20 protein-coding genes and 1 tRNA gene are annotated in these 24,187 nt (G+C 69.2%); 11 read left to right on the forward strand and 10 right to left on the reverse strand.

Features of this window, described 5'->3' with window-relative positions; all coding sequences use genetic code 11:
* Positions 1-911 precede the first annotated feature (911 nt).
* From NE234_RS17205 to rsmG, 4 genes are all read right to left on the reverse strand, one after another.
* The gene (locus NE234_RS17205) at positions 912-1,433 is read right to left on the reverse strand and encodes a GNAT family N-acetyltransferase (RefSeq protein ID WP_252781329.1); all 522 of its coding nucleotides are present in this window, start codon (positions 1,431-1,433) and stop codon (positions 912-914) included.
* A 238-nt stretch (positions 1,434-1,671) separates the two neighbouring features.
* On the reverse strand, positions 1,672-2,616 hold the full coding sequence (locus tag NE234_RS17210; protein ID WP_252781299.1) for a ParB/RepB/Spo0J family partition protein: 945 nt from the start codon (positions 2,614-2,616) through the stop codon (positions 1,672-1,674).
* 85 nt (positions 2,617-2,701) lie between these two features.
* Entirely contained in the window at positions 2,702-3,556 is an 855-nt protein-coding gene (locus NE234_RS17215) for a ParA family protein (protein WP_252781300.1), read from the reverse strand.
* A gap of 453 nt (positions 3,557-4,009) precedes the next feature.
* The gene (gene rsmG / locus NE234_RS17220; RefSeq protein ID WP_252781301.1) at positions 4,010-4,708 is read right to left on the reverse strand and encodes a 16S rRNA (guanine(527)-N(7))-methyltransferase RsmG; all 699 of its coding nucleotides are present in this window, start codon (positions 4,706-4,708) and stop codon (positions 4,010-4,012) included.
* Between the two features lie 727 nt (positions 4,709-5,435).
* Here rsmG and NE234_RS17225 point away from each other — a divergent pair.
* Positions 5,436-5,765 (forward strand): DUF6458 family protein, encoded by a 330-nt coding sequence (locus tag NE234_RS17225; RefSeq protein ID WP_252781302.1) that lies wholly within the window; start codon positions 5,436-5,438, stop codon positions 5,763-5,765.
* A gap of 183 nt (positions 5,766-5,948) precedes the next feature.
* On the opposite strand, the gene NE234_RS17230 is transcribed toward NE234_RS17225, so the two are convergent.
* Genes NE234_RS17230 through rpmH form a run of 5 tightly spaced genes read right to left on the reverse strand, consistent with a single transcriptional unit; the run spans position 5,949 to position 8,352 of the window.
* On the reverse strand, positions 5,949-6,449 hold the full coding sequence (locus NE234_RS17230) for a Jag family protein (RefSeq protein ID WP_252781303.1): 501 nt from the start codon (positions 6,447-6,449) through the stop codon (positions 5,949-5,951).
* A 43-nt stretch (positions 6,450-6,492) separates the two neighbouring features.
* The gene (gene yidC / locus NE234_RS17235; RefSeq protein ID WP_252781304.1) at positions 6,493-7,539 is read right to left on the reverse strand and encodes a membrane protein insertase YidC; all 1,047 of its coding nucleotides are present in this window, start codon (positions 7,537-7,539) and stop codon (positions 6,493-6,495) included.
* 10 nt (positions 7,540-7,549) lie between these two features.
* Complete coding sequence (gene yidD, locus NE234_RS17240; protein ID WP_252781305.1) at positions 7,550-7,846, reverse strand: membrane protein insertion efficiency factor YidD; 297 nt, start codon at positions 7,844-7,846, stop codon at positions 7,550-7,552.
* The gene (gene rnpA / locus NE234_RS17245) at positions 7,843-8,181 is read right to left on the reverse strand and encodes a ribonuclease P protein component (RefSeq protein ID WP_252781306.1); all 339 of its coding nucleotides are present in this window, start codon (positions 8,179-8,181) and stop codon (positions 7,843-7,845) included. Before rnpA ends, yidD begins: the two co-directional genes overlap by 4 nt.
* Positions 8,182-8,214: 33 nt before the next feature.
* A complete protein-coding gene (gene rpmH, locus NE234_RS17250) occupies positions 8,215-8,352 on the reverse strand; it encodes a 50S ribosomal protein L34 (RefSeq protein WP_252781307.1) in 138 nt (45 codons plus the stop codon).
* Between the two features lie 304 nt (positions 8,353-8,656).
* On the opposite strand from rpmH, the gene dnaA reads away from it, so the two are divergent.
* The 9 genes from dnaA (at position 8,657) to NE234_RS17295 (ending at position 21,317) form a co-directional block, all read left to right on the forward strand.
* Entirely contained in the window at positions 8,657-10,645 is a 1,989-nt protein-coding gene (gene dnaA, locus NE234_RS17255; RefSeq protein ID WP_252781308.1) for a chromosomal replication initiator protein DnaA, read from the forward strand.
* A 492-nt stretch (positions 10,646-11,137) separates the two neighbouring features.
* Entirely contained in the window at positions 11,138-12,259 is a 1,122-nt protein-coding gene (gene dnaN, locus NE234_RS17260) for a DNA polymerase III subunit beta (protein WP_252781309.1), read from the forward strand.
* Between the two features lie 55 nt (positions 12,260-12,314).
* Entirely contained in the window at positions 12,315-13,235 is a 921-nt protein-coding gene (gnd, locus tag NE234_RS17265; RefSeq protein ID WP_252781310.1) for a phosphogluconate dehydrogenase (NAD(+)-dependent, decarboxylating), read from the forward strand.
* A gap of 437 nt (positions 13,236-13,672) precedes the next feature.
* Positions 13,673-14,797 (forward strand): DNA replication/repair protein RecF, encoded by a 1,125-nt coding sequence (recF, locus tag NE234_RS17270; protein WP_252781311.1) that lies wholly within the window; start codon positions 13,673-13,675, stop codon positions 14,795-14,797.
* Positions 14,787-15,299 carry a DUF721 domain-containing protein gene (locus tag NE234_RS17275; RefSeq protein WP_252781312.1) on the forward strand — a complete coding sequence of 171 codons (513 nt, stop codon included), beginning with the start codon at positions 14,787-14,789 and terminating at the stop codon, positions 15,297-15,299. The genes recF and NE234_RS17275 overlap by 11 nt, the downstream gene beginning before the upstream one ends.
* A 324-nt stretch (positions 15,300-15,623) precedes the next feature.
* Complete coding sequence (gene gyrB / locus NE234_RS17280) at positions 15,624-17,564, forward strand: DNA topoisomerase (ATP-hydrolyzing) subunit B (RefSeq protein ID WP_256528864.1); 1,941 nt, start codon at positions 15,624-15,626, stop codon at positions 17,562-17,564.
* A 71-nt stretch (positions 17,565-17,635) separates the two neighbouring features.
* Positions 17,636-20,152, forward strand: coding sequence for a DNA gyrase subunit A (gene gyrA, locus NE234_RS17285; protein ID WP_308206898.1), 2,517 nt, complete (start codon positions 17,636-17,638; stop codon positions 20,150-20,152).
* Between the two features lie 49 nt (positions 20,153-20,201).
* Complete coding sequence (locus NE234_RS45335) at positions 20,202-21,134, forward strand: DUF3566 domain-containing protein (RefSeq protein WP_308206899.1); 933 nt, start codon at positions 20,202-20,204, stop codon at positions 21,132-21,134.
* 109 nt (positions 21,135-21,243) lie between these two features.
* Positions 21,244-21,317 (forward strand) — tRNA-Ile (locus tag NE234_RS17295).
* Between the two features lie 346 nt (positions 21,318-21,663).
* On the opposite strand, the gene NE234_RS17300 is transcribed toward NE234_RS17295, so the two are convergent.
* Positions 21,664-22,614, reverse strand: a complete 951-nt coding sequence (locus tag NE234_RS17300; protein WP_252781313.1) for an alpha/beta hydrolase family protein — start codon at positions 22,612-22,614, stop codon at positions 21,664-21,666.
* A gap of 112 nt (positions 22,615-22,726) precedes the next feature.
* Between NE234_RS17300 and NE234_RS17305 the strand changes: the two genes are divergently transcribed.
* Complete coding sequence (locus tag NE234_RS17305) at positions 22,727-23,737, forward strand: hypothetical protein (protein ID WP_252781314.1); 1,011 nt, start codon at positions 22,727-22,729, stop codon at positions 23,735-23,737.
* Positions 23,738-24,187: the final 450 nt, after the last annotated feature.

Genomic DNA, 24,187 nt, shown 5'->3' on the forward strand with positions numbered 1-24,187 from the left:
GTCGGCTACAGGCGAGTGGAAGAAGGTGTCAGGTCTAAAGAGCAGGCGGGGTCACGCGGTGTCCTCTGTCCTCACTGCGACGGGGCCGCAGGCAACCTACGGGAACGCGGAAGGAAGGCTCAAACGGTTTTCCGACCGAACCTTCGTCAGTGCTTACCGGGACCCCTCCCGGATCCGAGGACGAAAGCGACTGCCCCAGGTCACTGACACTCTCGTGTCGCCTCTACTGACACCCTCGTGTCTCTTGGCACTTCGTCCGTGCGTCGAGTCTTCGCCCGGCGTGACGGCACGCGGGTCGGCCAATGGAGTCCACCAGGCCGACGGCGTTGCCGTTCACCCGACGCGTTGCCGTTCACCCGACGCGTTCCGTCCTCGCGTCACGGCAGCGGGAGCGCGCACCTGAGGGGCACCGTCACCCCACGCGCAGCAGGACCGACGTCGTCCTCCGGCGCGGTCGCCCTGCGCCGTAGAGCCGCGCAGCGCGTGCCGAACTCTGAGCGGCTGACGCCATGCGCGGGTCATGCGTAAGGGGGCCGGCCGGTGCCGGGCGAGCGGCCCGGATGGACCTGCAACGGTCCGTCAACCCCGCGGGTCCGGCGGCGGGTCGGCAACGCGTGAGCCGACGGCGGGTAGGTCGCCGGCGGCCGGTCGGCATTGGGTGGTGCGTGGCGCATGGGCCGGCGGCGGGTGGTCAGGCCGGAGGGGCCGACGGCGGGCCGCCACCCTGGGTGAGTCGACGGCGGGTGAGTCGGCGGCGGGTCGGCAGAGGGTGGTGCGTGGCGGGCGGGCCGGTGCCGGGCGGGCGGCCCGGAGGGACCGGCGGCGGGCCGCCAGCCCAGGTGGGTCCACGGCGGGTGGACCGGCAGGGGCGGCGATCGGGAGGCGGGGTCGGCGACGGGCGTGAGAGGCCGTCAGACGGGCCGGAGGGCACCTTCCGGGGACATGGAGCCGAGGAGTCGTTCCAACGCGACCTCGACGTCCTCGCGCCACGAAATGGCGGACTTCAGCTCGAGCCGTAGGCGCGGGTACCGATGGTGCGGCCGTACGGTCTTGAAACCGACCGCCAGCATGTACTCGGCCGGCAGGACGCAGCCGGGCTTCTCCCATTTGAGATCGCCGAAGGCCTCGATCGCCCGGATCCCTCGTCGGGTCAGATCCTTGGCGACTCCCTGGACGAGCATCCGCCCGAGCCCGCCGCCCTGGAACTCCGGCACGATGTGCGCGGTCATCAGGAGAGCGGCGTCGGCGCTCGCCGGGCTCGTCGGAAAGGCGACGGAGCGCGGGACGTACAGCGGTGGCGCGAAGAGGACGTAGCCCGCGGGCACGCCGTCGACGTACACGATCTTGCCGCAGCTCCCCCATTCGAGGAGCGTGGCGGAGATCCACGCCTCCTTCTCCAGCTCCGTGTTACCGCAGTCCTCGGCTCGCTGCATGCTCACCGGATCGAGCTCCCAGAACACGCAGCTGCGACACCGCGATGGCAGATCGTCAAGATTGTCGAGCGTGATGTTCACCAGACGACGCGACACCGGCCAGGCCCCCTTCGTGGGCGGAGCGCCTTCATTCCCCGAGACCTATTCCCGCTCAGCGGGAGCTTAGAGCTTTAGTTCAACCCACCACTTCGTGAACGGATGGTCGATGTTTCACGTGAAACCAGCCGTCTGGACGGAGCTAGGCGCGCGGACGACTGTCCGGCGTCATCGCGTCGACGATCCGCTCCAGGTCCTCGAGCGTGGCGAACTCGACCACGATCTTGCCCTTGCGCTGGCCCAGGTCGACCCGCACCTTGGTCTCGTAGAGCTCCGACAGCTCAGAGGCCAGCTCCCGGATGCGAGGATTCTCCGGCCGGTTCGGCGCCTTCTGCCGAGCCGCCTTCTTCGTCTCGCCGACCTCGCCGAGAGTGATCAGCTCTTCGACGGCCCGGACCGAGAGCCCTTCCTCCACGATCCGCTTCGCCAGGTACTCCTGCTGTTCGGCGCTCTCCAGGCTGAGGAGCGCCCGCGCGTGCCCGGCACTGAGGACGCCGGCGGCGACGCGCCGCTGGACGACGGGGGGCAGGTTCAGTAGCCGCAGCGTATTGGTGATGTGCGGCCGGGAGCGCCCGATCCGGACGGCCAGCTCTTCGTGCGTCGCGCCGAAGTCGTCGAGCAGCTGCCGGTACGCGGCAGCCTCTTCCAGCGCGTTGAGCTGCTGCCGGTGGAGGTTCTCCATGAGAGCGTCGCGCAGCATGTCGTCGTCGCCGGTGTCCCGGACGATCGCCGGGATCTTCTCCAGCTCCGCCATCTTGGAAGCACGCAGCCGCCGCTCGCCCATGATGAGCTCGTAGCGGTTCGGGCCGAGCTCGCGGACGACGACCGGCTGAAGGAGGCCGACGATTCTGATCGAGGCGGCGAGCTCCTCCAACGCGGCCTCGTCGAAGGTCTCCCGTGGCTGCCGCCGGTTCGGGGTGATCTCCGAGATCGGCACCTCGGCGAAGTGCGCGCCCGCCACCGGTTGCGGCTGGGGCACACCGTCGGACCGGCCCGAGTCGGCGGTCGACGGCGACGCCGGCTGTGCGGGCGCCGTCGGGATCAACGAGCCCAGTCCCTTACCCAGACCCCGGCGTGGCTGGCTCACTTCGTACCTTCCCTAGCACTACGTCGCTGTGAAGCGTCACCCATCGCGACCGAGGCCCTGACGCGCCCCGGCGCCCTGCTGCTCATCATGCACCGGTCTCCGCGCCCCGGTAGGCCATCTCGCGGGCCGCCTCCGTGTAGGCGAGCGCACCGCTGGAACTCGGATCATAGGTCAGCACCGACTCGCCGTAACTGGGCGCTTCGGAGACCCGGACGCTCCGGGGGATGACCGTGCTGAGCACGAGGTCGCCGAAGTGGCTCCGCACCTCGTCCGCGACCTGCGCAGCCAGACGGGTCCGCGCGTCGTACATCGTCAGGAGGATCGTCGACACGGCGAGGTTCGGGTTCAGGTGCTGCCGGACGAGGTCCACCGTGTGCAGGAGCTGCGTGAGACCCTCGAGCGCGTAGTACTCCGTCTGAATGGGGATGAGCAGCTCGTCGGCGCCCGTCAGGGCATTGACGGTGAGCAGGCCCAGCGACGGCGGGCAGTCGATGAGCACGTAGTCGAACTTGCCGGTGTCGTACGCCTCCAGCGCGCGGCGCAACCGGCCTTCTCGCGCCACCATCGGCACGAGGTCGACCTCCGCGCCCGCCAGGTGCAGCGTGGCCGGCGCGCAGTAGAGATTGGGCAGCCCCTCGGCCGGAACGACGATGTCCTCGAACGGTCCGCCCTCAAGGATGACGTGATACACGGAGGGGATGTCGGCGTGGTGCTCGACGCCCAAGGCGGTCGACGCGTTCCCCTGCGGGTCGAGGTCGATCACGAGCACCCGTGAGCCGTGCATGGCCAGAGCGGCCGCCAGGTTCACCGTGCTCGTCGTCTTCCCGACGCCGCCCTTCTGGTTGGCGATCGTGATGATGCGGCACTTAGGCGGCCTCGGCCATTCCTTCTCATCCCGCTTCGCGACCGCCTTGAACGCGGCCGCCGTCGCCCGCACCATCGGCTGCGCTGTTTCACGTGAAACATCGGCCGACTTGAGTGCCTCACTTACCAACTTCGACTCCCCATGGACCGGGACACGTTGCGACGTCTCATTGACAGGATCGACAGCGGGCGGGGTCTTCGCGGTGGCGGTCTCGACCGCCTGCTCGTCAACTACGGAGGCGGCGGTCCGCTCCGACGGAGAGACGGGCGCCTCCGCAGGCTCGGCGGCCGGAGGCGTCACCGACTCCGGAGGCGTCACCGGATCTGGGTGCGTCACCGGCTCTGAGGGCGCCACCGCCTCTGGAGAAACCGTCGCGGGCGGGATCGTCGACCCCGCCACGCCTGCCGCCGCCCTCGCGGACGGAGGTGCGGCCGCCGACGCACCCGGCCAGCCGAGTCCGGAGGATTGCCGTGAAGACGCTCCCGCGTGGTCCGGCCAGCCCAAACCCTCTGCTGTCGTCAAGGCTCGTCACCTCTTTCGTTCGCCGCGCCGGCGCCCGCCGCGACGAGAACTCGTCCGTTTCCCCGAAGGTCGCGGAGCCTTGCCGGCGACGACACGGACGATCGTCGCCGGAGGCTCGACTTTACCGTGACCCACCTGGAGGACCTCCGCGTCGCGAACGCCGAATTCACTCAGAATCCCGCCCGCCTGCTCGAGTTCGGCCGCCGCGCGCTCGCCCTTCAGCGCCAGGAGCTCGCCGCCCGGCCGCAGCAGGGGGAGCGCCCAGCCCACCAGCCGCTCCAGCGGCGCCACCGCCCGGGCCGTGACGACGTCGACGGCGAACTCCTCGGCGACCTCTTCCGCGCGGGCCCGGCGGACCTCCACGTTGGGCAGCCCGAGAAGGTCGACGCATTCCTGCAGGAACACGGTCCGGCGAAGGAGGGGCTCGAGGAGCGTCATCGACAGATCCGCACGGGCGATGGCCAGCACGAGTCCCGGCAGTCCCGCGCCCGAGCCGATGTCGACGACGGTCGCGTCGGCCGGGATCACCTCCGCCATCACGGCGCAGTTGAGCAGGTGCCGCTCCCACAGGCGATCGACCTCCCGCGGCCCGATGAGTCCGCGTTCGACTCCGGGACCGGCGAGGAACTCGGCGTATCTCTCGGCGGAAGGCAGCGCGTCGGCGAAGATCTCGCGGGCGATCGACGGCGCAGGAAGTAGTGCCATGGCTCAGCGGCTCAGAAACGTCGTATGGGTCCCCACAGTGATGGAATGCTTCCACATCGCATGGCCTCCCGGAAACGCCGACCCGCACGGTCGGCGACACGTCGGCCACGATCGCCGTACCGAGAGGTGCGCAGAACCCCGAGGAGCACGGCGCGGCGAAGCGCGGATTCAACCGGTTGAAGCCCGGACACGACCCCGCGTCGCGGAATGTCCCGCTAATCAAGCAGAAAGGACGCGGAGGACCGCGAACGCGGTACGGGGCAGGCACCCCGCGCCACCCCGTACCGGATTTCCACCAGGCGTCCGCGCCCACTCATACGGGTCCCCGGCCAAAGCCCCCGGCGCGTCCTCACCGAGTCCCCGGACCACGTCCCGGCCGCTCGTACCGGGTTCCCGGCGGACGCTCCCGGCCGCCCACACCGAGTTTCCCGGACCACGCCCGGCCGCTCGTACCGGATTCCCGGGGCACGCGCCGGCCGCTCGTACCGGATTCCCGGCGGACGCCCCCGGCTGCTCGTGCCGGGTTGCCGGCGGGTGCGGACTCGGTCCGTACCCGTTCGGATGGATCCTCGGAGCCTGGTCCGCTCGGCTCGATCCGCTCCGAAGAATCGAGGTCGCCGCAGGTCGGCTCCCCTTCCTCATAAGGAAACTGCGGCCCTGTGCATATCTCGCGTGGACCGGGTACGTCTCCCGCTGGCCGATCCATCCCCGGAAGGAGCCGTCTCAGATGGGCATCGGAACGGGCCTGGCGTTCATCGCGATCGGAGCGATCCTCGCCTTCGCCTTCAATTTCCACGTCAGCGGGATCGACATCCAGATGATCGGATGGATCCTGATGTTCGTCGGCGCCGCGTGGCTGGCCATCACCTTCGCCTACACGCGTCCGCGCCGCCGCCGCCAGGTCGCGCAGATCGTCGAGGACGACCCGGTGTTCGTCACCCAGGAGGAGAGCCCCACGGTCGTCGTCCGAGAGCCCGCCCAGCGCGCGGAGTCCCCTGTCCGCCCACGGCCCATCTCGGGAGGCCGCCGCGACGTCACGAGGTATGAGCCGGAATAAGCCGACACGACCCGCCGTGGGCTGACCGGCCGCATCCCAGTCAGAACAGACAGAGGCCCCACCACTCCGTGAGTGGCGGGGCCTCTCGGCTTGTGGCCGGCTGCGCGGGCCGGTCCGTTCGTCCAGCCAGGTGCGGCGTTCGCTCGGCCCGGCGCGTCGCCGGGCTCGGCGGCGGCCGGCGGGTTATTCGGCGTAGACCACGACGTACCGGTTGGGCTCCTCGCCCTCCGACTCGCTGCGCAGGCCCATGGCGGCGATCGCGTCGTGGACGACCTTGCGTTCGAACGGCGTCATCGGCGACAGGGCCTTGGGCTCCCCGGTGCGCTTGACCTCTTCACCGACCTCGGTGCCGAGCTTGGACAGCTCCGACCGGCGGCGCTCGCGGAAGCCGCCGACGTCGAGCATGAGCCGGCTCCGCTCCCCCGTCTGGCGGTGCACCGCGAGACGGGTCAGCTCCTGGAGCGCCTCCAGCACCTCGCCCTTGCGGCCGACGAGCTCGTCCAGCGTGGCGCCGACGACGGACACCAGCGCCCGCTCGCCCTCGACGTCCATGTCGATGTCGCCGTCGAGGTCGGCGATGTCCAGCAGGCCCTCGATGTAATCCGCCGCGATCTCACCTTCCTGCTCGAGCGCCTTGATGTCGACCTTCGCGGTCTCCTCGGTCTCGGCTTCGGCTTGGCTCACTCCGGGCTCCTCTTGCGTGCTGCGGCTGGACTGGGAAGTCACGCTATCGCTTCCTCTTGCTCCGCGACTGGCGTGACGGCTGGTGCCGTACGGTCTTCGGCGTGTCGTCCACCGGCTCCACCGGCTCCTCCGCCTCCGGCTCCTTCTTCTTCGCCTTACCCACGAGCGCGTTGCCCGTCGCCGGCTTCGCGGCGCCGTTCCTGACCGCGGTCCGGGTGGTCTTCGCGGTGCCCGCCTTGGCGGCGGTGGTCTTGGCGGTCCCGGTCTTGGTCCCGGCGGCCGGCTTGGCGGCCGCGGCGCCGTTGCCCTCAGCACCGGGCTTCGGCATCGGGTACTTCTTGTACACGTAGTGCGACTGGGCCAGGGTCCAGGAGTTGGTGGTGACCCAGTAGATCAGAACGCCCAGCGGCAGCGTGAGACCGAAGAGGCCGAACAGCGGCGAGAGGTACACCAGGTACTTCTGCGACTGCATCATCGGGTTGTCGGCCGTCATGCTCTGCATCGACCGGCCGACGCTCGACTTCATCGTGAAGAACGTGGTCGTCGAGCTGATCACGACGGCGGCACCGGTGACGATCATCGCGCCGACGTGGCCGCTGGAGAAGGCGTCCTTGAACGTCGAGGGGATGTGCGCGCCGAAGATGTGGGCGTGCTGGGCGCTGTAGATCAGCTTGGCCGAGACGCCGTACTTCGACTCGCCGGGCTTCGCCGTGGAGATCGCGCGCAGCACGTTGTACAGCGAGATGAAGATGGGGAACTGCACCACGAGCGGAAGGCACCCGGACAGCGGGTTGGCGCCCGCCTCCTGGTAGAGCTTCATCATCTCCTGGTTGAGGCGCTGCTTGTCCTTCTTGTACTTCTTGCGCAGCGCCTGCACCTGCGGCTGCAGTTCCTGCATCTTGCGGGACGCGTGGATCTGCTTGACGAACAGCGGGAAGATGATGATCCGCATGAGGACGGTCAGCAGGAAGATCGACAGGCCCCACGCCCATCCGCTGTCCGCCGGGAAGATCAGGCTCAGGCCGGCGTGGATCTGTACGATCACCCACGCTACGGCCTCGAACAGCGGACTGAGGAAGCTGAGACTCACCGGCTGGCTCCTATGTGCTCTCCGAAACAGTGCCGCTCTCGCGCGGCGTGAGGTCTTGTGGTGCTCGGCCCTTCCGCGGCGGGACGGGGTCGTATCCGCCGGCGTGGAAGGGGTGGCAGCGGGCGATGCGACGCACCGCCAGCCAGCATCCGCGGAGGGCGCCGTGGGTGCGAAGCGCCTCCAGTGCGTAGGCGCTGCAGGTCGGCTGGTAGCGGCAGACCGGGCCGAGGAGCGGGCTGATGAACCGACGATAGAAGACGATGGGCACCATCAGGGCCCGAGCCGCGAGCGTCGGCTTGTCCGTCATGTCCGCCTCTTGACCTGTCGCCGCAGGAGCCGGTCGAGTGCCGCGTCGAGATCCGCGGCGAGTTCCTCGTGGCGTGCGGTCGCCGCCTTCGCGTTGGCCCGCACGACAAGCAGGCTACCCGGTGCGAGGCGATGCAGGTGTTCTCGCACGATGTGCCGGAGCCTGCGACGAACCCGGTTGCGGACGACGGCCACGCCGACCTGGCGGCCGACGGTGAAACCGACACGGGCGGGTTCGTCGACGTCATCCCGGAACTGCAGGTGAAGAACGAGATTAGGCCGTCCGGCACGATCGCCGCGCCGAACGGCCGAGGTGAACTCTTCTCGCCGCCGCATCCGGTGTCCGGACGGCAGCACAGCCGCCGCTACTCAGACCGCGACTTGGGCGCGGCCCTTGCGGCGGCGCGACGACAGGATCGCCCGCCCCGCACGGGTGCGCATACGAAGCCGGAAGCCGTGCTTCTTGTGCCGGCGGCGGTTGTTCGGCTGGTACGTACGCTTGCTCACTCGAGACTCCAGTGGGGTGCTGCGGTCAACGTGCGGGTGTCGCATCGGGCGCCGTGACCCCGCGAAGGGACCGGACGACCTGCGGGCGCGCAGCACCGCCGTCGATGCGACTCGACCGTCGTACGTTACGGTCTGCGCCGCCCTCCGGTCAAACCGAACACACATATCCCCAATAACGCCGGGGCTTGTGCACAAGTTGTGGACAACCCTGTGGATGACGCGTGAGAGAGTGTTCGTCTGACGTTTCGCGGGAGGACAACGCCCGCTGCCGGGCGCCGGCCGCTTCGAGGGAGGGAACCAGGATATGGACGGGCTGGATCTTGCGCTCGTGTGGACGAGAGCCCTGGAGGCCCTGCCCACCGATCTGCCCCCGCAGCACCGCGCCTGGCTCTCCATGACCCGGCCGCTGGCCCTGGTCGAGGACACCGCGCTGCTCGCGACGCCGAACGAGTTCGCCAAGGAGGTTCTGGAGAATCGCCTGCACCCGTTCATCACCGAGGTGCTGTCCGCCCAGCTCGGCCGGGACATCCGCGTGGTGGTCACCGTGCAGCCGGACCCGTCGCCGTCCGCCGAGCGCCAGGTCCCCGCGGAGCCGGAGACCGATCACGAGCAGCCGTCCCACGGCCCCGGCGGGTACCGCCTCGACGGCCCGCGGTTCACGACGCGCGGACCGTCCGGCGACCCGGGCGGATACGGCGATCCGGTCCCCGCCTCGTACGGCGATCCGGGCCCCACTCCGTACGGCGACCCCGGCGTCGCACCGTACGGTGACCCGGGCGGCGCCGCGTACGGTGACGCGCAGCCCCCCGGCGGCCCGAACCCCGCAGGCCCGAACCCGGGCGGCCCGAACGCCGGTGGATACGGTGACCCGGGCGGCGCCCCGGGGCCGGGTGCCGGCGGGTACGGGGAGCGGGGGACCGCGCCGTACGGCAATGACCAGTACGGCGGCGAGCGGTACGGCTCCGACCGGTACCGCGCGGACCAGCAGTACGGCGGCGGCCCCTACCGCGGCGACGCCTACCGCGACCAGTACGGCGCGCCGGCCGGTCCCGGCGGCCCTGGAGGGCCGGGCGGCCCCGGGGGTCCGGGCGGACCGTACTCACCGGACCCGCAGCGCCGCCCCGACCAGCCGGGCCTGCCGAACGTCCCGGGCGGCCGCCGCGACCCGTTCGTGCCGACGCCCGGTGCCGTGCCCGGAGGCGGGTGGCAGTCCCGCCCGTCGTCGGACCCGGCCGAGAAGACGAGCGAGCCCGCGCGGCTGAATCCGAAGTACACCTTCGACACGTTCGTGATCGGCTCGTCCAACCGGTTCGCGCACGCGGCGGCCGTCGCGGTGGCGGAGGCGCCGGCCAAGGCGTACAACCCGCTGTTCATCTACGGCGACTCCGGCCTCGGCAAGACGCACATGCTGCACGCGATCGGCCACTACGCCCAGAGCCTCTTCAACGGGGCGCGGGTGCGGTACGTGAGCTCGGAGGAGTTCACCAACGACTTCATCAACGCGATCCGGGACGGCAAGGCGGACAACTTCCGCCGCCGCTACCGGGACGTCGACATCCTCCTCGTCGACGACATCCAGTTCCTGGAGAACAAGGAGCAGACGCAGGAGGAGTTCTTCCACACCTTCAACACCCTCCACAACGCGAACAAGCAGATCGTGATCTCCAGCGACCGCGCGCCGAAGCAGCTGGTGACGCTGGAGGACCGGCTTCGCAACCGGTTCGAGTGGGGCCTGATCACCGACGTGCAGCCGCCCGAGCTGGAGACCCGCATCGCGATCCTGCGCAAGAAGGCGGTGCAGGAGGGCCTGGTCGCGCCGCCGGAGGTGCTGGAGTACATCGCCTCGAAGATCTCGACGAACATCCGGGAGCTGGAGGGCGCGCTGATCCGTGTGACGGCGTTCGCCAGCCTGAACCGCCAGTCGGTGGATCTGCAGCTCGCCGAGATCGTGCTGAAGGACCTCATCCCCAACGACAGCGGGCCCGAGATCACCGCGGCGACGATCATGGCGCAGACGGCGACGTACTTCGGGATCGACATGGAGCAGCTGTGCGGGCCGTCGCGCTCGCGGGTGCTGGTGACGGCCCGGCAGATCGCGATGTACCTGTGCCGGGAGCTGACGGACCTGTCGCTGCCGAAGATCGGGCAGCAGTTCGGCGGCCGTGACCACACGACGGTCATGCACGCGGAGAAGAAGATCCGCAAGCTGATGGCGGAGAAGCGGCCGATCTACAACCAGGTCACCGAGCTGACGAACCGCATCAAGCAGCAGGCGCGCAACGGCGGTGCCTGAGTTGTCCCCAGCGATCCATGGCGGGTTGGGCGATATGTCGCGGGGATCCACGGCTCTCCGGCCGGGTTGTCCCCAGCCGTCCACAGACGTCCACAGGCGATGCACAGCGGTTATCCCGAGATCGTGGATTACACAGGGTGGGGAAAAACCTGTGGATGGATCACGGTGGACAACCCTGTGGAACAGAGGGGAGAAACGGTGGATGACGTGGGGACAGGCGGTGGACGAGGTGGGGATGGATTCTCGTCATCCCCAGGCGTCCACTGGATCCACAGGGGTCATGCACACCGGCAGTGGATACGAAAACGCCGCCTGACCTGCGGATACTAGGCTTCTCCACAGTATCCACGGCCCCTATGACGATGACTCTCCTTGTATCTACAAAGAAAGAAAGTCAAAACGTAGAGGGGCATGCGGGCCCACGGGCTCGCCCCGTACGGTTTCTTCAGTTCCACCTCACAAGGTGATCAAAACCTCAGGAGACGGTCCAAAGTGAAGTTCCGCATCGAGAGAGACGTTCTCGCCGACGCCGTTGCCTGGACCGCGCGCTCGCTGCCGGTCCGGCCTCCCGTGCCGGTCCTGGCCGGGATGCTCATCGAGGCCGGCGACCAACTGAAGCTGTCCTCGTTCGACTACGAGGTCTCGGCCCAGATGACGATGGACATCGACGCCGACGAGCCCGGCACCGCGCTCGTCTCCGGCCGCCTGCTCGCCGAGATCTGCCGCAGCCTGCCCGCCGCCCCCGTCGAGATCACCACCGACGGGGCCAAGGTCACGCTGAAGTGCGGGTCGGCGAAGTTCACACTCCTCACCATGCCTGTGGAGGACTACCCGAGCCTTCCGGAGATGCCGCCGGCGGCGGGCACGGTCGGCAGCGACGCGTTCGCCGCCGCCGTCTCCCAGGTCGCGATCGCGGCGGGCCGCGACGACACCCTCCCCATGCTCACCGGCGTGCGTGTGGAGATCGAGGGCGAGTCGGTGACCCTGGCCTCCACCGACCGCTACCGTCTCGCGGTCCGTACGCTCCGCTGGAAGCCGGAGCGGCCCGACATCTCGGCGGTCGCTCTCGTGCCCGCCAAGACGCTCTCCGACACCGCCAAGTCCCTCACCTCGGGTGCGGAGGTCTCGATCGCCCTGGCGGCCGGAGGCAGCGGCGAGGGCATGATCGGCTTCGAGGGCGGCGGCCGCCGTACGACGACCCGCCTGCTGGACGCGGAGTTCGTGAAGTACCAGTCGCTGTGGCCCAAGGAGACCTCGGCCGTGGCGGAGATCCAGACGGGCCCGTTCGCCGAGGCCGTGAAGCGCGTCGGCCTGGTCGCGGAGAAGAACACCCCGGTCCGCCTGTCGTTCCGGCAGGACGAGGTCGTGCTCGAGGCGGGCAGCGGCGACGATGCACAGGCTGTGGAAGTTCTCGGCGCCTCGCTGGACGGCCAGGACATCGACATCGCGTTCAACCCGAACTTCCTGCTCGACGGGCTCAGCGCGATCGGGTCGGACGTCGCACGGCTCGCCATGACGACGTCGACGAAGCCCGCGGTCATCACCGGCAAGCCCGCCGACGAGGGCGACCCGGACTACCGCTACCTGATCATGCCCATCCGGCTGTCAAGCTGAATTCGCGGGGTAACTAGGCTCAGACGGACACAGAGCGCCATCTGAGGAGATGTTCATGGAACTCGGGATGATCGGGCTCGGCCGCATGGGCGGCAACATGGCCAAGCGGATCAAGCAGGCCGGGCACACGGTCGTCGGCTATGACCGTGACCCGGCGGTCAGCGATGTCGGCTCCCTGGAGGAGCTGGTCCAGCGGCTGAACGCCCCGCGCGCGGTATGGGTCATGGTGCCCGCCGGCGAGCCGACCCGGGAGACGGTCGACCGGCTGAGGGAGCTCCTCGACGCGGGTGACGTCGTCGTCGACGGCGGCAACTCCCACTACCAGGACGACCAGAAGCACGCGGAGCTGCTGGCCGAGCGCGGCATCGGCTTCGTCGACGCCGGCGTCAGCGGCGGCGTCTGGGGCCTGCAGAACGGCTACGCGCTGATGGTCGGCGGCGACGACGAGCACGTCAAGCAGCTCATGCCGATCTTCGAGGCGCTCAAGCCGGAGGGCGAGTACGGCTTCGTGCACGCCGGCGCGGTCGGGGCCGGGCACTTCGCCAAGATGGTCCACAACGGCATCGAGTACGGCATGATGCAGGCCTTCGCGGAGGGCTGGGAGCTGCTGGAGGCCAGCGGCGTCGTCAACAACGTCCCGGAGACCTTCCGCAGCTGGCGCGAGGGCACGGTCATCCGGTCCTGGCTGCTCGACCTGGCCGACCGCGCGCTGAAGGAGGACCCGGAGCTGGCCCACCTGAAGGGTTATGCACAGGACTCCGGCGAGGGCCGGTGGACGGTGCAGGCGGCCGTGGACCTCGCGGTGCCGCTGCCGGTCATCACCGCGTCGCTGTTCGCGCGGTTCGCCTCGCGGCAGGACGACTCCCCGGCGATGAAGATGATCGCCGCGCTGCGCAACCAGTTCGGCGGCCACGCGGTGGAGACGCTGAAGGGCGCCGACTCCCCCGGCGCGGACGTCGCCCCGCCGCAGTCCTGAGCCGCCACGGCCCCGAGTGCCGCCGCGCTCCTGAGGCGTTGCCGTTCGAGGCCGTTGCGGTCCTGAGCCGCCGGGCTCGGGCGCTACGGCGCGACGCCGAGCCCTGACGCGGTCCGGGTCCGGGCGCTCGGAGATGCGCGCGGACCCGGTCATCCACAGGGCTGTGGAAAATCCCGGCCGTTCTGGGGACGACCGGGCCGGGCTCCTGGTAGCGGCCGGGGATCGTCCCAGCCGCGGGACGACCGCCGCGGCCCGCCGTGATCCGCGCCGCGGACTCGCAGGGGCCGATCGAGGCGAGCCGGCCGCGTCGTCCACGACCGCGTCGTTGCCGGCGGCGTCGTCCACGGCGGCATTCCGTCCACGGCCGCACCCGTGCCCGGCGAGGCCGGTGTGCGGCCGGGCAGCGGGAGCCGTCCACAGGGCCTACCCTCGTCTGGGTGTACGTCGCCCATCTCGCGCTGCAGGACTTCCGGTCGTACGAGTCCGCGGAGATCGCCCTCGACCCGGGGATCAGCGCCTTCCTCGGCCCGAACGGCCAGGGCAAGACGAACCTCGTCGAGGCCGTCGGGTACGTCGCGCTGCACGGCAGCCACCGCGTGTCCACAGACGCGCCGCTGGTCAGGCACGGCGCGCAGCGGGCGATCGTACGGGCCGGCGTCGTCCGCGACGAGCGCAAGGCGCTGATCGAGCTGGAGATCAACCCGGGCCGGGCCAACCGCGCCCGGCTGAACCGGTCACCCGTCCAGCGCCCCCGCGAGGTGCTGGGAATGCTGCGGACCGTGCTGTTCGCGCCCGAGGACCTGGTCCTGGTCAAGGGCGATCCCGGGGAGCGGCGACGGTTCCTCGACGAGCTGCTGACCGTGCGGGCGCCGCGGTTCGCGGGCGTGCGCTCCGACTACGACCGTGTCCTCAAGCAGCGCAACGCCCTGTTGAAATCCGCCGCCCAGCACCGCCGGGCGCCCGGCCCGGAGGTGCTGAGCACCCTCGACGTGTGGGACACGCACCTGGCCCGTACGGGCGCGGAGCTCCTCGGCGCCCGCCTGGAGCTGGTCGCCGCGCTCGGCCCGCTGGTGGCCAAGGCGTACGCCGCGCTCGCCCCCAGCGGCGCGGCCGATCTGGAGTACCGGGCGTCGGTCGCCCTCCCCGAGTTGTCCACAGACCGTGCACAGCTCGCCGAGGCCCTGTTGACGGGCATGGCCGAGGCGCGCAAGAACGAGCTGGAGCGCGGAGTGAGCCTGGTCGGCCCGCACCGCGACGAGCTGCTGCTGAAGCTCGGCGACCTGCCGGCGCGCGGTTACGCCAGCCACGGCGAGTCCTGGTCGTTCGCCCTCGCGCTGCGCCTCGCGTCGTACGAGCTGCTGCGCGCGGACGGCGACGACCCGGTGCTGATCCTGGACGACGTGTTCGCCGAGCTCGACACCGGCCGCCGCAACCGCCTCGCCGAGCTGGTGGCCCCGGCCGAGCAGGTGCTGATCACCGCTGCCGTGCCCGAGGACGTGCCCGAACGGCTCAGCGGCGCGACGTACGAGGTCTCGAGTGGGGAGGTCGCCCGTGTCCGATGAGCAGCGGGATCCACAGCCTGTGGAAAAGCCGAAGTCGGGGATCGAACTGGCACGGGAGGCCCTCGCGCAGGCGAAGGCCGACGCGAAGGCGCGCGGCGCCCAGCCCGGGAAGGCCCGAAAGAAGCGCTCCCGTAACCCCGGTGCGTCCCGGCGCGGCGGCGACCCGACGGCGTTCGGCCCGGCCATCCGCGAGCTCCTGGCCGCCCGAGGGTGGCAGGAGCGCGTTGCCGTGGGGGGCGTCTTCGGGCGCTGGCCGGAGATCGTGGGGCCGGAGCTGGCCGAGCACACCGAGCCGCAGACGTTCGAGGACGGGATCCTGGTCGTGGCGGCGGACTCCACCACCTGGGCGGCGCAGCTGCGCCTGCTGTCCGGCCCGCTGGTGAAGCGGCTGAACGAGGAGCTCGGGCACGGCACCGTACAGCGGGTGAAGGTCATCGGCCCCTCCTCGGCGCCGCGCGGCACCGGCCGGCTGCGGGTGACCGGCGGCCGCCGCCGTACCTGACCGTCGGTGCCCGGCCGCCGTCCTGAAAAGGGACGTCTGTCCACAGGCTGTGGAACAGGGCTTGCGGAGCCGGGGGTCGCTTCGTTTTCGTCGTCCGTACGCCTCACGACCCCCCAGGACCCGTAGGGGGACTTCAAGGCGACTCTGTTCGTCGCTTGAGCGCGCTGAGAACGCGCTACATGGCCCAAGAACAGGTCCAGGACGGATAGAATGGAGGCCGGATACAGGACACGATCGCCGTTGCGGGCCGCCCGTGGATCGGGCGCCCTGCTTGTGTATACGGGGAGCTGCACGGCGCGTGTCCTCCGGCAGGAGGATCTCCACTTGGCGTACGACGCTAGCTCGATCACTGTCCTAGAAGGCCTTGAGGCGGTTCGCAAGCGCCCGGGCATGTACATCGGTTCCACTGGAGAGCGCGGCCTCCACCATCTCGTGTACGAGATCGTGGACAACTCTGTGGACGAGGCGTTGGCCGGCTACGCCGACACGATCGACGTGACGCTGCTGCCCGACGGCGGCGTCCGGGTCAAGGACAACGGCCGCGGCATCCCCGTCGGCGAGCACCCGGTGGAGAAGCGACCGGCCATCGAGCTGGTCCTCACCACGCTGCACGCGGGCGGCAAGTTCGACAGCAAGTCGTACGCCGTCTCCGGCGGTCTGCACGGCGTCGGCTCGGCCGTGGTGAACGCCCTGTCCACCCGGCTGGAGGCCGAGGTGCGCACCGACGGCCACGTGTGGCGGCAGTCCTACACCTGGCGCGGCGCCGAGAGCCCGCTGCAGAAGGGCGAGCCGACCGACGAGACCGGCACGACGATCACCTTCTGGCCGGACGGGTCGATCTTCGAGACGCTCGAGTGGAACTTCGAGACGCTCAGCCGGCGCATGCAGGAGATGGCGTTCCTCAACCGGGGCCTGTCCCTCACCCTGCGCGACGAGCGGCCGGAGCACATCAACGGCGAGCCGCGCGTGGTCACGTACCACTACGAGGGCGGCATCGAGGACTTCGTCCGCTACATCAACGCCAAGAAGGAGACCGTCCACCAGTCGGTCATCGCGTTCAACGAGGAGACCGACGGCATGTCGGTCGAGGTCGCGATGCAGTGGAGCGGGTCCTACTCCGAGTCGGTGCACACCTTCGCCAACACGATCAACACGGCGGAGGGCGGCACCCACGAGGAGGGCTTCCGCGCCGCGCTGACGACCGTCGTCAACAAGTACGCGCGCGAGCAGAAGCTCCTGCGCGAGGGCAAGGACGACAACCTCGCCGGTGAGGACGTCCGCGAGGGTCTCACCGCGATCATCTCGATCAAGCTGGCCGACCCGCAGTTCGAGGGCCAGACCAAGACCAAGCTCGGCAACACCGAGGCGCGGTCGTTCGTCCAGCGCGCGATGTACGAGAACCTGCGCGACTGGCTGGACCGCAACCCGGGTGAGGCCAAGGAGGTCATCAACAAGGCCACGCAGGCGGCCCGCGCCCGGATCGCCGCCCGGCAGGCGCGCGACCTCACGCGCCGCAAGAGCCTGCTGGAGTCGACCTCGCTGCCCGGCAAGCTGTCGGACTGCCAGTCGACCGACCCGGCCAAGTGCGAGATCTACGTCGTGGAGGGCGACTCGGCGGGCGGCTCGGCCAAGGGCGGCCGCGACGCCATGCACCAGGCGATCCTCCCGATCCGCGGCAAGATCCTCAACGTGGAGAAGGCCCGCATCGACCGGGTCCTCAAGAACAACGAGGTCCAGGCGATGATCACCGCCCTGGGCACCGGCATCCACGACGAGTTCGACATCGAGAAGCTGCGGTACCACAAGATCATCTTGATGGCCGACGCCGACGTCGACGGCCAGCACATCCGCACGCTGCTGCTGACCCTGCTGTTCCGCTTCATGAAGCCCCTGGTCGAGGCCGGCCACGTCTACCTCGCCCAGCCGCCGCTTTACAAGATCAAGTGGGACGCACGCGGCAACGACTCCGACTACGCCTACTCCGACCGCGAGCGCGACGCGGTCATCGAGGCGGGCATCGCCTCCGGCAAGCGGGACCCCCGCCCGCGCGACGGCGTCCAGCGGTTCAAGGGCCTCGGCGAGATGAACGCCAGCGAGCTGTGGGACACCACCATGGACCCGGCCAACCGCGTCCTGCTCCAGGTCACGCTCGACGACGCCGCCCAGGCCGACGAGCTGTTCACCGTGCTCATGGGCGAGGACGTCGAGGCGCGGCGCTCGTTCATCCAGCGCAACGCCAAGGACGTGCGCTTCCTCGACATCTGACCGGCGCTCGGGCGCCGGACCGACCCCCGGCGCCACCCGGCCACTGACTCAACAGCGGAAGAGGTTCTCAGGTGACGGACGTTACCTTGCCGCCGGAAGGCCCGGCCGACCGGATCGAACCGGTCGACATCCAGGTCGAGATGCAGCGCAGCTATCTCGACTACGCGATGTCGGTCATCGTCTCGCGCGCGCTGCCCGAGGTCCGCGACGGCCTCAAGCCCGTGCACCGGCGCGTGCTCTACGCGATGTACGACGGCGGGTACCGGCCCGACCGCGGCTACTTCAAGTGCGCCCGCGTCGTCGGCGACGTCATGGGCAACTACCACCCCCACGGCGACAGCTCCATCTACGACACCGTCGTACGCCTCGCGCAGCCGTGGGCGATGCGCTACCCCCTCGTCGACGGCAACGGCAACTTCGGCTCGCCCGGCAACGACCCGGCCGCGGCCATGCGGTACACCGAGTGCCGGATGGCGCCGCTGGCCATGGAGATGCTGCGGGACATCGAGAAGGAGACCGTCGACTTCTCGCCGAACTACGACGGGCGCTCCCAGGAGCCCGACGTCCTGCCCAGCCGCTTCCCCAACCTGCTCGTCAACGGCTCGGCCGGCATCGCGGTCGGCATGGCCACCAACATCCCGCCGCACAACCTGCGCGAGGTCGCGGCCGGCGTCGAGTGGTTCCTCGACAACTTCGGCGCGAACGACGAGGAGCTCCTCGACGCGCTGATCGCTCGGATCAAGGGCCCTGACTTCCCCACGCACGGCCTGATCGTCGGCCGCCGCGGCATCGAGGACGCCTACCGTACGGGCCGCGGCCTGATCACGATGCGCGCGGTCGTCGAGGTCGAGGAGATCCAGGGCCGTACCTGTCTCGTCGTCACCGAGCTGCCGTACCAGGTCAACCCGGACAACCTTGCGCTGAAGATCGCCGAGCAGGTCAAGGAAGGCAAGATCAGCGGCGTCGCCGACGTACGGGACGAGACCTCGGGCCGCACCGGCCAGCGGCTCGTCATCGTCCTCAAGCGCGACGCGGTCGCCAAGGTCGTCCTGAACAACCTGTACAAGCACACGCAGCTGCAGGAGACGTTCGGCGCGAACATGCTCGCGCTGGTCGACGGCGTGCCCCGTACGCTCCGCCTCGACCAGTTCGTCCGCTACTGGGTCGACCACCAGATCGACGTCGTCGTCCGGCGCACCCGCTTCCTGCTGCGCAAGGCCGAGGAGCGCGCCCACATCCTGCGCGGCCTCCTCAAGGCCCTCGACCGCATCGAAGAGGTCATCGCGCTGATCCGGCGCTCGCCGTCGGCCGCCGAGGCGCAGAACGGCCTGATGCAGCTCCTGGAGATCGACGAGATCCAGGCGCAGGCCATCCTCGACATGCAGCTGCGCAAGCTGGCCGCCCTGGAGCGCCAGCAGATCACCGATGAGTACGACAAGCTCATGGCGGAGATCGCCGACTACAACGACATCCTCGCCTCGCCCGAGCGGCAGCGCGAGATCGTCCGCGACGAGCTGCAGGCGATCGTCGAGAAGTTCGGCGACGAGCGTCGTACGCAGATCATCCCCTTCGAGGGCGATGTGTCGATGGAAGACCTCATCGCCGAAGAGGACGTCGTCGTCACCATCACCCGCGGCGGCTACGCCAAGCGCACCAAGACCGACATGTACCGCGCCCAGAAGCGCGGCGGCAAGGGCGTACGCGGCGCGCAGCTCAAGCAGGACGACATCGTCGACCACTTCTTCGTGACGACGACCCACCACTGGATCCTGTTCTTCACGAACAAGGGCCGCGTCTACCGCGCCAAGGCGTACGAACTGCCCGAGGCCGGCCGGGACGGCCGCGGCCAGCACGTCGCCAACCTGCTCGCCTTCCAGCCCGACGAGCGCATCGCCGAGGTCCTCGACCTGCGCGACTACGACGTCGCCCCGTACCTCGTCCTCGCCACCAAGCAGGGCCGCGTCAAGAAGACCGCCCTGTCGGCGTACGACTCCCCGCGCTCCGCCGGTCTCATCGCCGTCAACCTCGAGGAGGGCGACGAGGTCATCGCCGCCCGCCTGGTCTTCCCCGAGGACGACCTGCTCATGGTGAGCAGCGGCGCGCAGGCCATCCGCTTCCCCGCCCGCGACGACGTCCTGCGCCCGATGGGCCGCGCCACCGCCGGCGTCATCGGCATGCGGTTCGACGACGGCCAGGAAGTTCTCGACATGCACGTCGTCCGCGAGGGCGAAGACGTGCTGGTCGCGACCGAGGGCGGATACGCCAAGCGGACCCCCGCCGACCAATACCCGATTCACGGTCGTGGGGGGAAGGGTGTACTGACCGCTAAGATCGTGGAGAATCGCGGCAGGCTGGTCGGTGCCCTCATGGTCAGGCCTGAGGATGAGGTGTACGCCATGACTGCCAGCGGTGGCGTCATCCGTACGCGAGCGGCCGAGATCAAGCAGTCTGGCCGCTCCACCATGGGGGTACGCCTAATGAATCTCGCCGATGGGGACAGTGTGGTAGCCATCGCGAGGAACGTTGAGTCCATCGAGGACACCGACGCTGAGCCGGACACAGAGTCCGGGGAGGGGAGCGACGCGTGAGACGCCTCGTGGCGCGTCATGACGTGCGTCGCCTCCCCGGGGAGGTTATATGACGGCCAACGCCGGAAAGGGCGCCGACGGGGACTCCGGGCGTACCACCGGGAAGGGCGGCAAGGGCGGCGCCGGCAAGAGGACCAGCGCCGCGAACAAGCCGCCGACCGACGAGGTGACGGTGAAGAAGACCGACGACAAGGCCAACGGGGCAGAACCGGCAGACCGGGCGGAGGACACCGTCATCGACCTGGCCGCCAAGAAGGACGGCAGCGAGGACACCGTCCAGGACCTCAAGCTGCCGTCCAAGAAGCCGGACCCCACCGGAGACGCCGCCGGCAGCAAGGACCGGCTGGTCTCCCGGGGTTCCAAGAGCTCCCTGGACGAGGGATCCACCACGGGAACCTCCACGGCAAGGGAATCCGGCAGCCCCGCGGGTAGGACGACGTCCATGGACATTCCAAAGACGAGTCCAGGATTCGGTTCCGCCGGCTCCACAGCCGGGAGCACCGGTCCCTCCTCCTACGGGTCCGCCTCCTCCACCGCCCTGGAGCCCGCCCCGCGCCCCGCAGACGCCACCCCGCCCGGTAAGTCCTCCGGCAAGGCCGCCGGCCGCAAGGCGCCCCGCAAGGCCCACCTGCAGGTCGCCCGGTTCGAGCCGTGGTCGGTGATGAAGTTCAGCTTCATCATGTCGCTGGTGTGCTTCCTCGTCCTGTTCGTCGCGGTCACCGTGCTCTACCTGATCCTGTCGGCGCTCGGCGTCTTCGACGCCCTCACCAACACGATCAAGGATCTGCAGGGCAAGACCAGCGGCGGCCTGAACCCCGCCAGCTGGTTCTCCGCCGCCCGGATCCTCGGCTACACCGCCCTGATCGGCACCCTCAACGTCCTCCTCATCACCGCTCTCGCCACCGTCTGGTCGGTCATCTACAACATGGCCGCCGACCTCGTGGGCGGCGTGGAGGTCACGCTCAAGGAGGCCGACCAGTAAAACCGCGGCCTCCCGGCCCGGAGGACGGGATTCGATTTCCTGTTGGGGCCGACGATCGGGTATGTTTCTCGACGTCGCCCCGGTTCCTTCGACACGGGGGCGGCCGCACGGGCCTATAGCTCAGTCGGTTAGAGCGCATCCCTGATAAGGATGAGGCCGGTGGTTCAAGTCCACCTAGGCCCACGCGAGGCGGGTCATCGTGGTCGGCGCTGAGGCGCCTTCCCGATGGCCCGCGCTGTGTTTTTCGGGGGGACGACCCCCCGAGCCCCCCGATGTGGGGGGCTCCGCCCCCCACGCCCCCCTTCGGGCTGGGGTTCCGGGTGGTCGAAAAGCTCTTCCGCCACTCTGTCCAGCCCTCACGGTGACTGCTGTTGTCCCCGTCGCTGGAGAGCTCCAGCGTCATTGAGATGAGCCCGAGGCGGCGTCGGAGCGCGCCGTCACTCTCCACCGCCATGATCGAACGGCCAAGCGAACAATGGCGCCGGTCCCTCCGGCCGCGCCGATCGGGCGGCCTCGCGGGGCCGGCAGGTCAGCTGATGATCCTGTTCGATGCGATGTCGACGCGGTCTTTGATCCACTGGGTCAAGGCGGTGAGGTAACCGTCTGCCAGGCTGGTGCCGCCATTGGTCCGGACCCGATGGTCTGCGCCGGGGTACACCTCCACGGTGAGTGTCGCTCGGGGATGGCGGCCGGGGTCGCAGGCCGCAGCACCGAGGAGTCGGATGCTCTCAGCGACGGATACGAGCTCATCCGCTCCTCCGAAGGTCGCCAGATATGGGCAGGGCAGACGCAGCACGTCAGGGAAGGGATCGTGATCCTGGGTGCGTTTGAGGAATTCCCATAGACGCTCGTCGACACCAGCCCAGTACTCGGTGAGCACGGACGGTTCACCGTAAGAGTGGACGAGTCGAGTCGCCTCGACAAAGTCGCCATCGCGCCGACCTGACTCGATGAGCTGGTCGAAGCATGCCAGCACACCGTCGACGTCCTGCGCATTCGTGCCGGCCCGCCCCAAGGCGTCGGCCAAAGTATGACGCTCTTGTACCGCAGGTGACATTGCGGGGCAGCCGGTCGTGATCACCCAAGGGACATCGTCCCGGACGGACGCAGCCCGTAGGACGACCCAGCCGCCCTCGCTGTGCCCCAGCAGCCCCACGGCATCGGCCTGCACTCCGGGTTGTGCGCGGAGGAAACCCACTGCGGCGACCGCGTCGGCGGCCAAGTCGTCCATCGTCGCATCACGCCATTCGCCGGACGATCCGCCGACTCCGCGTTTGTCGTAGGACAGCACGGCGATTCCGGCCTCCACCAGGTGCCGACGGATCGGCGGGAAGTGCGTGTCGTTGTTCCGGTCGCACGCACCGGACCCACCGACCATGACCACACCCGCAGAGAACCCACCCCCCTCGGGAACAGCCACGGAACCGGCCAGCATTACCTCATGACCGGGGAACACCACATCACGCAGATCGGTCGACATGAGATCACCGTAACCGCGCCCCCAGCGACGGCAGAGGGGATGACCCGGCGGGGTGGGGACCGTGTGGACGCACTGGTAAGGGAGAGGGGCTACCCGCTGAGGCGGGGCGTCCATGAGTCTGATCGCGGTGACGGGAGCCGGCACCGCCGTTGACGCTGCCCTCAGACGCTATGAGGAGAACGTGCGAGCGTTGCGGTCGCCGTCTGATGACGAGGTCTTCGCGGCCGTCGAAAGTGTCGTGCGGGTGCTCAACTTCGACGGCAGTGACGGCAACGATGACGGCAACGCACGCAGACGTGGGGCGCTCCACCTCGACCCGTGGGGCCTTGCCCGCTCTCCGGAGAGTGGGCCGACGGCAGGCGGGATGACCAGGCCCGCGGAACCTTCGCTTGCGCGAATTGCTGCCATGATTCGGTGCATGTCCGAGAGCGATCTGATCGCGACACTCCGTCGGCGTGCATACGACCCGGCTAGACGTCAGGATGATGTCTACGTCCCGTGTGAGTGGATCAGACAGCGGTACGGCGACGAGGCAAAACGCAAGATGCGTAAGCGGGTGGGGAGCGACGCAGCGTTGAAGGCCGGAGCGCCTGAAGCGGTCGAGTATTTCAAGGACGCTCCCCACGAGCCTCCCTATCGGCCGGTAACGGTCCCGGAACTGCTCGCGGCAGAGCAGCGAATGGGCCGTCGACTGCCTGACCTGCTCAGACGCCTCTACACGGAAGTGGCCGACGGAGGCTTCGGAGCGTCATATGGGATCTTGGGGATTACCCCGAGTGGGCACCTTGCCCCCAACGACAACACCGCCGTTGATGAGTACGTCGCGAATCCGGAGCTCAACGAGCCGTTGGGCTTCCCGCTGGTCTACAGCGGGTGCAACGTCTGGTGGTACGTGTCGCTGACGCAGCCCGGGAACCCCGTGTACCTGTTCGACTGGGATGGCTGGGACTGGCCCGAGCGGGACTCGCCGATGGTCGCCGTGTACCAGGACGAGAGTTGGCCCAGCCTGGCCGAGTGGCTGGGGCAATGGGCGGATGGACGCAGCGTGTGGGAGCGGGATCCGTACATCGCCGCTCTGCTCAGGTCGGGTGATCACTACGACGGCAGCGACTTCCCAGACTGACAGCAACGATGACAGCAACACAGGTAGACGTCGCCCTTCCCGGGTGGCCCGCGCCGTGTTTTTCGGGGGACGACCCCCGAGCCCTTCATGTGGGGGGCTCCGCCCCCTACGCCCCCTTCGGGCTGGGGTCGGCGATTCTCGGGTTGGATCTACGGCCAGTCTCCAGGGTCCCTTGCGGTATCCCCAGGCTGTGGATCGTCTCGGGCGTCACCCAGGTGCGGATAGGGCCCGAGACCTGCTTGGCACCGCTCGGAGTAATGCCGAGCCGCTTGGGCAGTGATGCAGTGGTGTTCCGCAGGCCATGCAGCCGGATCCGGCGCAGGTGACGACGACGCCTGAAAACTGGACCAGTGGCGACGCGTGAAAACGGACCCACCTCGAGCCCTTTGGGGCTAGTGGAGAGGGGTGCTGAGCGTGGAGGACTGGGCGGAGATCCGCAGGCTGCATCGG

Origin of the sequence: Actinoallomurus rhizosphaericola, assembly GCF_024055675.1 — a bacterium.
GTDB lineage: Bacteria > Actinomycetota > Actinomycetes > Streptosporangiales > Streptosporangiaceae > Actinoallomurus > Actinoallomurus soli.